This window comes from Flavobacterium pisciphilum, assembly GCF_020905345.1.
In the GTDB taxonomy this organism is placed as follows: domain Bacteria; phylum Bacteroidota; class Bacteroidia; order Flavobacteriales; family Flavobacteriaceae; genus Flavobacterium; species Flavobacterium pisciphilum.
Genome location: NZ_JAJJMO010000001.1, coordinates 5,093,946 through 5,108,174 on the forward strand (window position 1 = coordinate 5,093,946; position 14,229 = coordinate 5,108,174).

A 14,229-nucleotide genomic window follows, 5' to 3' on the forward strand; every position below is an offset into this window, starting at 1 on the left:
ACCCATAGAATGAAAAACAAATTAGTAATACTCTTTTTAGGATGTACTTTTTTGAGTTATGCTCAAAAGAAAGAAGCCAAAAAAACTGTAAAGATTAAGCCAAGAACAGAGTTTGTTTCAGAGTTGATGTCAAAAATGACAGTAGACGAAAAAATCGGACAGTTAAATTTACCTACTTCAGGAGATATAACAACTGGTCAAGCTAATAGTTCTAATGTTGCTAAAAATATTGAAGAAGGCAAAGTAGGTGGATTATTCAATATTAAATCAGTTAAGAAGATAAAAGAAGTACAAAGGATTGCAGTAGAAAAAAGCAGATTAAAAATTCCATTGCTTTTTGGTATGGATGTTATTCATGGTTACGAGACTACTTTTCCTATCCCTCTAGGATTATCTTGTATTTGGGATATGAAATTGATTGAAAGAAGTGCTCAAATTGCTGCAAAAGAAGCTAGTGCTGATGGTATTAACTGGACTTTCTCACCTATGGTAGATATCTCTCGTGATCCACGTTGGGGTAGAGTTTCAGAGGGATCAGGAGAAGATCCGTTTTTAGGTAGCGAAATTGCAAAAGCAATGGTAAATGGATACCAACAAAATGATCTTTCAAAAAACAATACGCTATTATCATGTGTAAAACATTTTGCTTTATATGGTGCGCCAGAAGCAGGACGTGATTACAACACAGTAGATATGAGTAAAATAAGAATGTATAATGAGTATTTCCCTCCTTATAAAGCAGCTGTAGATGCAGGTGTAGGTTCAGTTATGGCATCATTTAATGAAGTTGATGGAATCCCAGCAACTGGAAGTAAATGGTTAATGACAGATGTTTTAAGAAAAGAATGGGGTTTTAAAGGATTTGTTGTTACAGATTATACAGGAATTCCAGAAATGATTGACCACGGAATGGGTGATTTGCAAACTGTATCAGCATTAGCTTTAAATGCAGGTGTTGAGATGGATATGGTAGGAGAAGGATTCCTTACTACATTAAAAAAATCATTGGCAGAGAATAAAGTAAGTATGGAACAATTGGATAATGCGGTGCGTCTTATCCTTGAAGCAAAATACGATTTAGGATTGTTTGAAGATCCATATAGATATTGTGATGATAAAAGAGCTAAAACTGAAATTTTCACAACAAGCCATAGAGCCGAAGCAAGAAAAATTGCTTCTCAATCATTGGTTTTATTGAAAAATCAAAATCAGATTTTGCCTTTGAAAAAATCAGGAACTATTGCAGTAATCGGACCATTGGCAGATGCTAAAGAAAACATGCCAGGAACTTGGAGTGTTGCTACAAACATGAATACAGCTATTTCATTATTAACAGGAATCAAAGAAGTTGCAGGTAAATCGACAAAAGTGCTTTATGCAAAAGGAAGTAACTTAGATTACGATGCAGCATTTGAGGAAAAAGCAACAATGTTTGGTAAAACATTACACCGTGATAACAGAACTAAAGAAGAATTACTTGCTGAAGCTTTAAAAGTAGCTAATCAATCGGATGTAATTGTAGCTGCAATTGGAGAATCTGCTGAGATGAGTGGAGAAAGCAGCAGTAGAACTAATTTAGAAATTCCACAAGCGCAAAAAGATTTATTACAAGCATTATTAAAAACAGGAAAACCAGTTGTTTTAGTTTTATTTGATGGTCGTCCATTAGTAATAAAAGAAGAGAACGAAACAGTTCCAGCTATTCTTAATGTTTGGTTTGCAGGAAGTGAAGCAGGATATGCAATTGCAGATGTTTTGTTTGGAGATGAAAATCCTTCAGGAAAATTAACTTCAACATTCCCAAGAAACGTAGGACAAGTGCCTATTTATTATAACCAAAAAAATACAGGAAGACCACTTTTAAACAAAGAAGGGAAATTTGAAAAATTCAGATCAAACTTTATAGATGAAAGAAACGAGCCTTTATTCGCTTTTGGTTATGGATTAAGTTATACAACTTTCGACTATTCAAACTTAAAAATTTCATTTGATAAAATGAATTTCAACGGAAAACTAAATGTTACTGTTGATGTTACAAATACAGGGAATTTTGATGGTAAAGAAGTAGTACAATTGTACATAAGAGATTTAGTAGGTTCAGTTACAAGACCAGTAAGAGAACTTAAAGGTTTCCAAAAAATACACCTTAAAAAAGGTGAAAAACAAACTGTGAATTTTGAAATTTCAGTAGAAGATTTGAAATTTTATAATTCAAATTTAAAATTTATTGCAGAGCCAGGCCAATTCGACATATTCGTAGGTGGAGACTCTAATGCAGACAAGAAAGTTAGTTTTGAGTTAATCAATTAATTGGTTGGTTAGATTGATTCGTGTTTGGCCCTTCGTATTGGTTTCGAAGGGCCTTTTTTTTAACTTAAAATTTATTTTTTAAGATATTTAGTTCTTAGTCAGATATGATAAAACATAGTAGTTTCTAAAGAAACGCTACATCTATTAATTTTTTAGAATAATTATAAACCTTAAAATTTCTATATAATGAATGCTATTAAAATATTCCCTGCATTTTTGATGCTAATGATATTTGTATTTACTTCTTGTAATGTCACAAAAAATGGTATTGTTGCACATCGTGGAGCATGGAAAAAAAATAATTTACCAGAAAACTCAATTGCTGCTCTTAGACACGCTATAGATTTAAAAGCTGTAGGTTCAGAATTTGACGTTGTTATGACAGTCGATGACTCACTTGTGATAAATCATGATCCACATTATAATAACTTAATTGTTGAAGAAACTAAATATGCAGACTTAATCAAGTTTAAACTTTCTAATGGAGAGAAACTACCAACTTTGAGAGAGTATATTATAGAAGGGAAAAAGAATAATAAGCACACTACTTTGGTATGCGAAATAAAACCTTCAGGAGTAAGTAAAGAGAGAGGAAAAAAAATTGCTTTAAAAGCAGTTGAGATAGTTAAAAGTCTTAATGCAGAAAAGATAACTTCATATATCAGTTTTGATTATGAAATACTGAAACAAATTAGAGAAGTAGATTCTAAAACTACATTGCAATATTTGGAAGGAAATAAATCTCCAAAAGAAGTAAAACTAGATAATATAACAGGTGTTGATTATCATTATTCAGTTTTTAGAAAATACCCAAATTGGATTAAAGAAGCAAAGGATAATAAGATAACTTTAAATGTCTGGACAGTTAATGATGTTGTTGATATGGATTGGATTATTGAAAATAATTTTGACTATATCACAACCAATGAACCAGAGTTGTTAAGTGAAAGAATAAAGGTTAAAAAATAGATTTCTTTTAAATCTTATTTGTAAAATTTAAAATGATGAAAAATAGATATAAACTGTATTCAATAGTGCTTTTACTGCTTTTGGTAGGATGTAAAATTCATACATCTGAATCAAAAACTAATCTTTTAGGAAAGACCGAATGGTTTGATCCAAATAAACGGGCATCAACATATTGTAATCCGATAAATATTGGATACAATTACACCACTGAAAATCATAACAGAATTCCTGAATCCCGTCGTTCGAGTGCCGATCCTGTAATTATCACTTATAAAGGGGAATATTATTTATTTGCTACAAATCAAGCAGGATTCTTTTGGAGTAAAGATATGTCTAACTGGGAATTTGTTTACGGAAGTTTTCAAAGACGACCAGCCGACGATGATCAGTGTGCACCAGCAGCTTGGGTAGTAAATGATACCTTATTTTATGTAGGATCCACATGGAAGAAAGATCACCCAGTTTGGAAAACGGCTGATCCAAAATCAGGTAGATGGTTGAGACATGTTGATACAGCAATGTTACCAACTTGGGATCCAGCAATTTTTCAGGATGATGATAAAAAAGTATATATGTACTATGGTTCAAGCGGGAAATTACCACTTGTAGGAACCGAAGTAGATTATAAAACATGGTTACCAGTAGGGAATCAGGCAGATTATGCAAAACTGTATGCAGCAACTGAGGTAGAAGACATTCAGCGTCCGTATGGAGAGATAAAAGAGGTGGTGGGCTTAGATCCTGCAAATCATGGTTGGGAGCGCTTTGGGCCTAATAATGATATGGAACCAGCGCCTTGGGGAGATTTTATTGAGGGAGCTTGGATGACCAAACATAACGGAAAGTATTATATGCAATACGGAGCTCCAGCTACTGAGTTTAAAGGGTATGCCAATGGGGTGCATGTAGGAGACCATCCTTTAGGTCCATTTGTTTACCAAAAACACAACCCGATGTCATATAAACCAGGAGGATTTGTAATAGGAGCAGGGCACGGAAATACGTTTGCTGATAATTATGGTAATTATTGGAATACAGGAACATGCAAAATATCAATAAAAGACCGGTTTGAGCGCCGGATTGATATGTTTCCAGCAGGATTTGATAAAGATGATGTAATGTACTCTATCACATCGTATGGAGATTTTCCAATAGTACTACCAACAAAACAACGAGATCAGACCAAAGGAGCCTCATCAGGATGGATGTTACTTTCGTATAAAAAGCCAGTAACGGTTTCGTCATCAGAAGAATGCATGGAGGTTCAAACGCATAGGGTAGACAATGGAGGAAAAAAAGTATTTGAAAAAATATGTTACGATGCTAAAAATCTGACAGATGAGAATATTCAAACCTATTGGTCTGCAAAAACGAGTAATTCAGGAGAATGGTTGCAACTGGATTTAGGTAGAAAAATGCAAGTAAATGCTTTGCAAATAAACTATGCCGATCATAAAGCGACACAATATAATAAGGCAATGGATATTTATTATCAGTATAAGATATTTATGTCAGATGATGCTATAAATTGGACTTTGGTAGTAGATAAGTCACAGAATGATAAAGATGTACCACATGATTACGTAGAATTAACAAAACCCATTAAGGCTCGTTATATAAAAATGGTAAACATACATAATGCTTCAGGATTGTTTGCTGTGTCAGATTTTAGAGTTTTTGGAAATGGATTATTAGAAAAACCAAAACCAGTTTCAGAATTTAAAGTTGATAGAAGTTCTAAAGATAGCCGTAATGCAATGATACAATGGAAACAACAACCAGATGCAATAGGGTATAATATTTATTATGGAATTACACCTGATAAATTGTACAACAGCATTATGGTTTACGATGAAAGCACTTATGATTTCAGAGGTTTAGACAAAGGAACTAATTACTATTTTACTATTGAAGCTTTTAATGAGAATGGTATTAGTCTGAAAAATGAAATTATTGAAGTTAAATAATTATAGATTCTATTTTTTCAAAAAACGTACAGGAAAATGTAGAAGAGTTACAAAGAAATTTGTTTATTTTTGAAACTAAAACTTTTTTAAGTTAACTAACTTCAAAACGCTATATAACCAATGAAAAAAACATCCTTATTAACCTTATTACTTTTAAGTGGTTTGCTGTCATACGCACAAACACCAGATGAAAAGAATATTAAATTAATTTACAAATCAGCTTTAACAAATTCTAAATGTTATACATGGTTAGAATACCTATCTAATGATATTGGAGGTCGTTTGTCTGGTTCAACAAACGCTGCTGAAGCAGTTCAGTACACAAAAAATCAATTAGAAAGTATTGGTTTAGACAGAGTATATCTTCAAGAAGTAATGGTACCACATTGGGTTCGCGGAGAAAAAGAAACTGCTTATATTTTAAACAATAAAATAAAAACAGAAGTGCCAATTACAGCATTGGGAGGTTCGATTGCTACACCAAAAACAGGAATTACTGCAGAGGTAATCGAAGTAAAAGGGATTAAAGAACTAAATGAACTTGGAGCTAAAGTAAAAGGTAAGATAGTATTCTTTAATAGACCGATGGATCCTGAAAATGTTGAAACCTTTAAATCATACGGAGGTTGTGTAGATCAAAGATATGCTGGAGCAAAAGAAGCAGCTAAATTTGGAGCAGTGGGAACAATTGTACGTTCGATGAATTTAAGACAAGATGATTTTCCACATACTGGAGCGCAAAGTTATGGTGATTTGCCAAAATCAGAATACATACCAACTGCTGCAATAAGTACCAATGGAGCAGATTTATTAAGTAAATCTTTAAAGAGCAATCCAAATTTAACGTTTTACTTCAAACAGTCTTGTGAGACATTACCAGATGTATTGTCGCATAATGTAATTGGAGAATTGAAAGGAACAGAGAATCCAGGAAATATTATGATTGTTGGCGGACATCTTGATTCTTGGGATTTAGCCGACGGTTCACATGATGATGGTGCAGGAGTAGTACAAAGCATGGAAGTAATACGTATTCTTAAAAATTTAGGGTATAAACCTAAAAACACTATCCGCGTTGTCTTGTTTATGAACGAGGAAAACGGAGGAAAAGGTGGAGCGATGTATGAAGAAATGGCACAAAAAAATAAAGAGAATCATATTTTTGCATTAGAGAGCGATTCAGGAGGATTTAGCCCAAGAGGGTTTTCTTTTGAAACAGATGATGAAAATTTCAAAAAAATAGAAAGTTATAAAAGTTTATTTGAGCCTTATTTAGTTCATAGTTTTGTAAAAGGGCATAGTGGGTCAGATATTGGACATTTAACCTCTAAAACGCTTGTTAAAGCTGGTTTGAAGCCAGATTCACAACGTTACTTTGATTATCACCATGCAGCCAATGATAAATTTGATGCAATAAACAAAAGAGAACTAGAATTGGGAGCTGCAACAATGGCTTCATTGGTGTATCTTATTGATCAAAATGGAATCTTAACCAAATAGTCTATTTCCCTTTTTTGTAAATAACAAAAACCACTTAATTTAAATGCCCCAAAAAGGATACAACTTTTTTGGGGCATTTTTTTGTACTTAAGTTTTGATTTAAGTATAAAAATACATCAGATTATTATAATAAACTTAATTAAATGTCTGATTTAGATGTTGTTGTGTTTGTTTTTATTTGTTTTATACTTTATTTAACCATTTATTGATTAGACATTGATGACTAATCATTAACTTTGAAATATAATAATCCTAAAAAAAGAAAAAGATGAAACGTTTTGAAAATAAAGTTGCCTTTATTACAGGAGGTAATTCAGGAATAGGGAAAGTTTCAGCACTTGCAATTGCAAAAGAAGGGGCTGCAGTAATGATTACTGATCTAGGTGAGACTTCTCAGGTAGTAGAAGAAATAAAAAAAGCAGGAGGTAAAGCAGCCTATGTAAAATGTGATGTTTCTAAACCAGAAGAAGTGGAATATGCGGTTAATGAAACAATTAAAATTTTCGGTAGGTTGGATGTAGCACTTAATAATGCTGGTATTGTAGATACAAGCCTGAAACACATTAATGAAAAAACACTTGAAGAGTGGAACAAAGTAATTGCTGTAAATTTGAGCGGTGTGTTTTACGGAATGAAATATCAGATTGCACAGATGCGTAAACAAGGAGGTGGATCGATTGTTAATATCGGTTCAGTAATGAGCCAGGTTACAGATATGGGTATTGCTTCGTATGTTTCTTCAAAACATGGAGTGGTCGGATTAACGAAAGCAGCAGCTTTGGAAAATGGAACAGAAAATATTCGTGTCAATATAATTGGTCCAGGATATGTTGAAACTCCAATATTAATGGACAATGCTGGATCAGGAGCAGCCGAATATCTAAAATCAAAAACTGCAATGAAACGATTAGGAAAACCAGAAGAGATTGCTAAAGCATTTTTATTTCTAGCTTCTGATGATGCTAGTTACTGTACAGGAGCCTATTTACCTGTAGACGGAGGGTATTTAATTCAATAATTAGTATCTTTGAAAGATGTTTTAGAGGAAAAAAGAAGGAGATTAGCTCCTTCTTTTTTTATAATCTTGTTTTACAGATAAAATTATGACTTTTGATAAAAAACACATTCCTTCTCCTTCCATAAAAAGAGAACTAGGTTTAAATCTGCTTGAAACTTTTAATTGGGCATATACTAAATCTCAATTGTTCTTTGCTAGATATGGATTGACCTCTCAGCAGTATAATGTCTTAAAAATACTCGCAGATAATGATAAAGCGTTATCTACTTCTGATATATTGGCACAAATGGTCGAAAAAAATGCAGGGGTTTCACGACTAGTAGATCGTTTAGTCTTGAAGAAATTAGTGATAAAAGAAACTGTAGCTTCCGATAAGCGTTTAATTGCAGTCATTATCACTGAAGAAGGAGTAAAGTTGCTGAATAAAGTCGATGTAGAGCTTCATGTATTGGATGAGGAAGTATACGGGGCATTAACAAATCAAGAAGCAGATCAGCTAAATTACTTATTGAAGAAAATAAAAAACACAGAGATATAAAAGTATCTTTTTTTAGATAATACTTTAAAATTAAATGTATAAAAGCCGTCCCAAATTAGTGTTGAGACGGCTTTTTTTGTTTAATTATTTCCCCAGTCTATTTTTCTTGAGAAGTACATAACAGCGGCTAGGATTAAAAAGAGTCCTACACTACCTACTAGTAACGCATAATTCTCTAATTGGATAATGACATAAATAAATGTGTATAATCCGGTAAGTGAACAACCAATAAATATTGGAAACTTCTTCGTTTTTAAAATTGAAAAAGAATAGGCTGTAATAAGCGTTATAACCGCAATTCCAGATAATAGATACGCTTTGGTAAAATTACTATGTTCAGTTATCGAAATTAATAAAGTGTAAAACATAATGAGAGCCAAACCAATCATTGAATATTGAAAGATATGGATGCTAATTTTACTCATATTTTGGATTAAAAAGAAAATCAAGAATGTAAGCCCAATAACAAGAAAACCATATTTAGAGGCACGCTCATTTTGTTGGTATTGATCTACAGGAATTACAAAGTCAACTCCAAAACTATACGAATTTAGGTCAGGTAATATATCAAAAGCCTGTTGTGAGAATGCTCTGTTTATATGCAAAATTTTCCAATTTGCTGTAAAGCCAGTTTTGCTTATGTCTTTTGTTTTATCATCAGGCAAGTAATTACCAGTAAAGCTAGGAGATGCCCAGTTTGATTTCATTTCAACATTGGTAGTTTTACCAATCGGAACAATCTTAATTTGTTTACTACCGTTGTAGGTAATAGCAAAACTATAATCAGTTTTTGGAGCTGAAAGTATTGTTGTTAAATCGATAAAACCTGTTTCTAGGGCTTCGGTACTATCAAGTTTAGCTGAATTATACACAGGTTCAAAAACATAAGTGGTACTTCCGAATTTAATTTTCACCTCTTCTTTTATGCTCTTTAGATTGGTAGTTTTGATTAAGATAGTTGCCTTGTCCCATTGAATCGCTTCTTTCGCAATATTTCTGCTGCTAAAATCAGGCTGCACATAATTACCCTTAAATTTCATATCAGCAGTAAAGACAGCCGACTCATAATTGTTTCTATTTAGGATTTTAGTATCAGTATTAGAATTGATGTTTAATTCTTCTGGAAAAAAATAGGCATATTTAGTTGATGCTACTTTTTGCTTTACCGTTTCTTTAGTTTTTTCATTTATGGTTACTGTTTCTTCATAAGAAGTATATGGGATCTTTAATATTGGACCGTAGATATATACTTTTTCTCCCCATTTTTCATTGATTTCGGTAATGACATCATTTTGTCTAAAAGAACGTTCAGTGATTAAATTTTTTACATACTCTAACGGTATTAATAAAAATAAGGTTAGTAAGCCAACCATAATCATTTTGGCAGAGTTCGACTGAAAAATTGAAGTCGATTTTGGAGTTTCATTTGTTTCCATTGTAAAGTGTTTTTGAGTTTGATGATTAATAGATTAAATTTTTGGTACCATTGAATAGTATAAAAGTGCAATTGGAATGTTTGATAAGAGAATTAAAATTTTACCACCTATATATTCTCTTTGGTTTGGTAGTATGAAATAGCTATGAACAAGATGCAATAGAACAATTACATTGAGGAGTATTGCAGCGACGACAAAAAGGAAGCCTAAAATCAAGATATTGGAGTTGTCTTTTAACAATAAAAAAAATAGAAATAAAATAGTGCCTATAGTAAAGCATCCAATAGCAAGCTCAGTTGATGGTCTTCCTTCAAATTTTTCTTCATTAATTAAGTCTTTCATGATTTTTAAATTTTAAAAGTTTTTTGAATTGATTGAATAGGTGTTAATAACATTTTAGAGAAGTCTAAATAATAAAAAGGCATGGCGCTTTTTCCTCTTTTATACTGTTTCAAAAAATAACCAAGCTGTGTAGGGTAGAAGAGTGTTCCTGATATAATCACCATAAATAGGTACAAACTCTTTTTGCGATTGCCTAAAAGATAATATTGCATTCCAATTTCATCAATAACTGAAATTCCAGTATTGGTTAAAACATGAATGATATCATGATCTTCTAGTTTAGCTTGAATATCAAAATTGTTTCTATGAAGAAAATCACCCAATCCAAATCCTAAGCTTCCTTCTGGAAAAGCAAGTAATTCGGTTTTGTTGACCTCCCATGGTGCATTTTTCTTTATGTATTTCTGGTAAGGTATTCTAGACCATTCATACAATTTTTCAATTAATTGATCTCTCATTTTTGTGTTTTTAAAAGTACTTTGTATTTCAAAGTAAATAGATAAAAAAAGGGTGTTATTTTTTCTGTATTAATTTTTCAAGAGCGTCAATATGTGCAACAAATGCAAGTTTACCACTTTTAGTAGCTCTATAGCTTGTATTGGGCTTTTTACCAATAAATTGCTTTTGTATTTCGATATAATTTTCTTGTTCCAATGCTTTAGCATGGCTTGCAAGATTACCATCAGTAACACCCAAAAGCTCTTTCAGAGTACTAAAATCAGCTGATTCATTGACCATCAAAACAGACATGATACCAAGTCGGATTCGATGATCGAAGGCTTTATTTATATTTTGAATGATGCTTTTCAATTTTTAATAGGTATCAATTACTGTTTTTAATAATTTAGAATCAACGATGTTAGATGGGGCAACTACATCTTCCTCAAGAGGGATATTGTTTCCATATCGTTCTTTTAATATTTTTTGTACGCGTTTGTCCTCTAGATTAAAATCTTTCATTTTTTTCAGCGGACATAATTCAATGCCAGCGCCATTTTTATAAATTTTCCAAATTAATTCGGAGCAATATATTTTATCATCAGACCAGCCAAAATAAGGATCATAATCAGTATTAAGGAAATTTCGACTATAAATCTCCATTTTTTCGATAACAGTAGGAGTCAAAGCTGTAGAATCTTTTAATCTTTTTACCACAATTTTTTGATCTTTACCATGTTGAATCCATTCGTCTAAAGGAGTTAGTTTTACGGGCTGCACAGCTTCAAAAACAAAACGTTTACCATCTAAAAAATAAACGATTCCACAATGAGAAAACTTAGAATCTGTGGCAATTCTTACTGCTTCACATTGGCTAGACTCAGAGGTTTGAAAAATTAAATCACCAGCTTGGATTTTATCTAAAAGAGTAGTTTTTAGTTTCGGATTTTCAACAGTTGCTTTTGAAAAAGGATCGTTCGGAAAAAACTGCTTTGTGATGTATAAAGCACAGCAAAAGCTGATTATTAAGGTAACCCCAGCAAAAATATATTTTAATTTTTTCATATTTTATTTTTGAATTATACCGATTAAAGATTATTTTCTATCGTATTTGAAGTACATAATACTTCCGTATAGAATATGGCAAACACCAAAACCTAATGCCCAAAATTCTAATGCATAACCTGAGAATTCAGTAGAGATTAAACCAAGAATGATTATTGTAATTCCTAAATAACGTACATCTCTCAAAGTATATTTACTTGCATTAACACATGCTAATCCGTAAAATAGGAGAGTAACAGGAGCAATTAAACCATAGTAGCCATTTCGCAGCAAAAGTAAACCGAAAATCCCACCAGAAACAAGCGGAATCAAAAAATTGATTAGCAATCTTTTTGAAGCAGTATTCCATATTTTCTCACCTTCTTTTTTTGCTTTACTTACAGTTAATATCGCAGAAGTAATAATAGAAAATAATAGGACTAGAAATGCAGTCAATACAATTAACTTAAAAGTTTTACTTTCCAGAGTTATATAATATCCCACATGACTTTCAATAAGACCATTGGCAATATGAGCTCCAATAAGAGCATATATTCCTGCCATAATTCCTGATAAACCACTTAATGAAATAAACTGAGAAGATTTATTCATCATGTTTTTTATTTCACTAATATCCTGTAAATATTTATCTTTCATATAAAGTACTTTGAAATACAAAGTAAGTAATTAAAAAAATAGTCACCAAATAAAATGGCAACTATTTTTTATGAATTTGTAAATTATAATCTGAAGATACCTCCGAAAGCAATAATTCTCTGGAAGAAGAAAAAGTCTTGAGAAGCTTTATCGTCACTACTTTGCGTAGTTCTAATGTCTTGCATATTGATATAACCACCTTTTAACTCTCCTTGTACGTAAAAATGTTTAAAGAAAGTAATATTTATACCAGCTTTAGCAGATAAGCCATATCCTGAAACATGAAAATCATCATGACGATCTTTACCTAATAAAGTAGTGTTTGTTTTAGGATATAAAAGTCCAAAACCTAAACCTTCAGTCAAGTTAATTTGAACTTTATCAGTATTAGGAAGATTAAACCATTTTGAAATGTCATCAAATCTAGAAACTTCTGTATGGATATAGTTCAAACCATCTGTATGTTCGTACATTAAGAATTTTTCAGTTAAAAGAACTTTATTAGGGTCTCCAGCAACTAATTCATCGTATGATCCTGCGTTTGGATAATATCCATCAATTCCAACTTCACGATCTTGGTACATTACATATTTCATGTGATCCAGACCGATTGTTACACTGTAATGGTCGCTAATAAAATAACCTAAACGTAAATTAGTTTGAGGAATGGTCATTCTTGAAGGATTAACATAATCCATATGCCATCCTTTTGGTTTGTCATGTGCAGGTACATTGTTTAATGTAAAATTGTAATCTTTACCTCTAAAGTTGATATCCGATTTACTGTAACTTTCTCTGTTACCACCCCAAGAAACGAAGAATTTCCCTTTATTATGTGCTGTGTATTTGTCTTGTACTGCTATTTGTTCTTGCGCAAAAGTGTTTACTGAAAAACACAACAAGAAAAATAAAATAAAATTAGTTTTCAATGTAATAAGTTTAAAATTAAAATTGATTAATGGTTTTTCTGATAGCAACCAGTTTAGTCATTAAATCTTCAAAATAGTCTAAATGCAACATGTTTGCACCGTCGCTTTTTGCATTAGCTGGGTCAAAATGAGTTTCGATAAAAATACCATCAACACCTACAGCAATACCTGCTTTCGCAACTGTTTCGATCATATCAGGTCTTCCACCAGTTACACCTACAGTTTGATTTGGTTGTTGTAGCGAATGCGTTACATCAAGAACTGTTGTAGCATATTGTTGCATTGTTGGAATACCTCTATAATCTACAATCATATCTTGGTAGCCAAACATAGTACCACGGTCAGTAACCATTACATTTTGGTTGTTGCAATCCAATACTTTTTGTACAGCATGTTTCATGCTCTCAGGACTCATAAATTGTCCTTTTTTCAAGTTAACTACTTTTCCTGTATTGGCAGCAGCCACAACAAGATCAGTCTGACGTACTAAAAATGCTGGAATTTGTAAAACATCTACATATTGAGCAGCCATATCAGCATCCTCATTAGTATGAATATCAGTTACAGTAGGAACATGAAATGTTTCTGAAACTTTTCTTAGAATTTTTAATGCTTTTTCATCACCAATTCCAGAGAAGCTATCTATTCTAGAACGGTTTGCTTTTTTAAAAGATCCCTTAAAAACATAAGGAATTTGAAGTTTGTCAGTAATACCAATTAATTTTTCTGCAATACGCATCGCCATCTCTTCGCCTTCAATGGCACAAGGACCTGCTAATAAAAAGAAATTACCGCTATCAGTATGCTTAATTTGTGGAATATGTTGTATGTTCATAGTATGAATTTTTAAGACAGTGCAAAGGTAGTTATGATTTATGAGTTTGAGATGAAGATTTAAGAAATTTTTAAGATGCCTTTACTGTTAAATATGTAGTTCTTTTCTTAAAATAATATTTCAGATGATTTGATTTGGGTGATCTAAGGTAAAATAGACTTTTCCATAAATGATTTTCTTTTTCAGTATGCTGAGTATTGTGTCTTAACGATATGTAAAGTAATTTCATATACAATAACTGTCTTT

The 14,229-nt window shown here is 32.1% G+C and carries 14 protein-coding genes; 6 read left to right on the forward strand and 8 right to left on the reverse strand.

Going from position 1 to position 14,229, the window contains the following annotated elements:
* Positions 1 to 9 precede the first annotated feature (9 nt).
* The 6 genes from bglX to LNQ49_RS21720 all read left to right on the forward strand — a co-directional run bounded on the left by bglX (position 10) and on the right by LNQ49_RS21720 (position 8,302).
* On the forward strand, positions 10 to 2,310 hold the full coding sequence (gene bglX / locus LNQ49_RS21695; RefSeq protein ID WP_229991031.1) for a beta-glucosidase BglX: 2,301 nt from the start codon (positions 10 to 12) through the stop codon (positions 2,308 to 2,310).
* A 186-nt stretch (positions 2,311 to 2,496) separates the two neighbouring features.
* On the forward strand, positions 2,497 to 3,279 hold the full coding sequence (locus LNQ49_RS21700; protein ID WP_229991032.1) for a glycerophosphodiester phosphodiesterase family protein: 783 nt from the start codon (positions 2,497 to 2,499) through the stop codon (positions 3,277 to 3,279).
* 32 nt (positions 3,280 to 3,311) lie between these two features.
* Positions 3,312 to 5,246, forward strand: coding sequence for a discoidin domain-containing protein (locus LNQ49_RS21705; RefSeq protein WP_229991033.1), 1,935 nt, complete (start codon positions 3,312 to 3,314; stop codon positions 5,244 to 5,246).
* 120 nt (positions 5,247 to 5,366) lie between these two features.
* Positions 5,367 to 6,746 carry a M20/M25/M40 family metallo-hydrolase gene (locus LNQ49_RS21710; protein ID WP_229991034.1) on the forward strand — a complete coding sequence of 460 codons (1,380 nt, stop codon included), beginning with the start codon at positions 5,367 to 5,369 and terminating at the stop codon, positions 6,744 to 6,746.
* A 268-nt stretch (positions 6,747 to 7,014) separates the two neighbouring features.
* The gene (locus LNQ49_RS21715; protein WP_229991035.1) at positions 7,015 to 7,764 is read left to right on the forward strand and encodes an SDR family NAD(P)-dependent oxidoreductase; all 750 of its coding nucleotides are present in this window, start codon (positions 7,015 to 7,017) and stop codon (positions 7,762 to 7,764) included.
* Between the two features lie 85 nt (positions 7,765 to 7,849).
* A complete protein-coding gene (locus LNQ49_RS21720) occupies positions 7,850 to 8,302 on the forward strand; it encodes a MarR family winged helix-turn-helix transcriptional regulator (protein WP_229991036.1) in 453 nt (150 codons plus the stop codon).
* An 80-nt stretch (positions 8,303 to 8,382) separates the two neighbouring features.
* Here the strand turns inward: LNQ49_RS21720 and creD are convergent, their stop codons facing one another.
* The 8 genes from creD to kdsA all read right to left on the reverse strand — a co-directional run bounded on the left by creD (position 8,383) and on the right by kdsA (position 13,983).
* Complete coding sequence (gene creD / locus LNQ49_RS21725; protein WP_229991037.1) at positions 8,383 to 9,738, reverse strand: cell envelope integrity protein CreD; 1,356 nt, start codon at positions 9,736 to 9,738, stop codon at positions 8,383 to 8,385.
* Between the two features lie 33 nt (positions 9,739 to 9,771).
* Positions 9,772 to 10,080, reverse strand: a complete 309-nt coding sequence (locus LNQ49_RS21730; RefSeq protein WP_229991038.1) for a hypothetical protein — start codon at positions 10,078 to 10,080, stop codon at positions 9,772 to 9,774.
* A 5-nt stretch (positions 10,081 to 10,085) separates the two neighbouring features.
* Positions 10,086 to 10,538, reverse strand: coding sequence for a hypothetical protein (locus LNQ49_RS21735; protein WP_229991039.1), 453 nt, complete (start codon positions 10,536 to 10,538; stop codon positions 10,086 to 10,088).
* 55 nt (positions 10,539 to 10,593) lie between these two features.
* Positions 10,594 to 10,890 carry a winged helix-turn-helix domain-containing protein gene (locus LNQ49_RS21740; RefSeq protein WP_229991040.1) on the reverse strand — a complete coding sequence of 99 codons (297 nt, stop codon included), beginning with the start codon at positions 10,888 to 10,890 and terminating at the stop codon, positions 10,594 to 10,596.
* 3 nt (positions 10,891 to 10,893) lie between these two features.
* Positions 10,894 to 11,583 (reverse strand): YiiX family permuted papain-like enzyme, encoded by a 690-nt coding sequence (locus LNQ49_RS21745; RefSeq protein WP_229991041.1) that lies wholly within the window; start codon positions 11,581 to 11,583, stop codon positions 10,894 to 10,896.
* A 30-nt stretch (positions 11,584 to 11,613) separates the two neighbouring features.
* Entirely contained in the window at positions 11,614 to 12,219 is a 606-nt protein-coding gene (locus tag LNQ49_RS21750; protein ID WP_229991042.1) for a hypothetical protein, read from the reverse strand.
* An 83-nt stretch (positions 12,220 to 12,302) separates the two neighbouring features.
* A complete protein-coding gene (locus LNQ49_RS21755; protein WP_229991043.1) occupies positions 12,303 to 13,148 on the reverse strand; it encodes a hypothetical protein in 846 nt (281 codons plus the stop codon).
* Positions 13,149 to 13,164: 16 nt separating this feature from the next.
* A complete protein-coding gene (kdsA, locus tag LNQ49_RS21760) occupies positions 13,165 to 13,983 on the reverse strand; it encodes a 3-deoxy-8-phosphooctulonate synthase (protein ID WP_039113008.1) in 819 nt (272 codons plus the stop codon).
* Positions 13,984 to 14,229 lie beyond the last annotated feature (246 nt).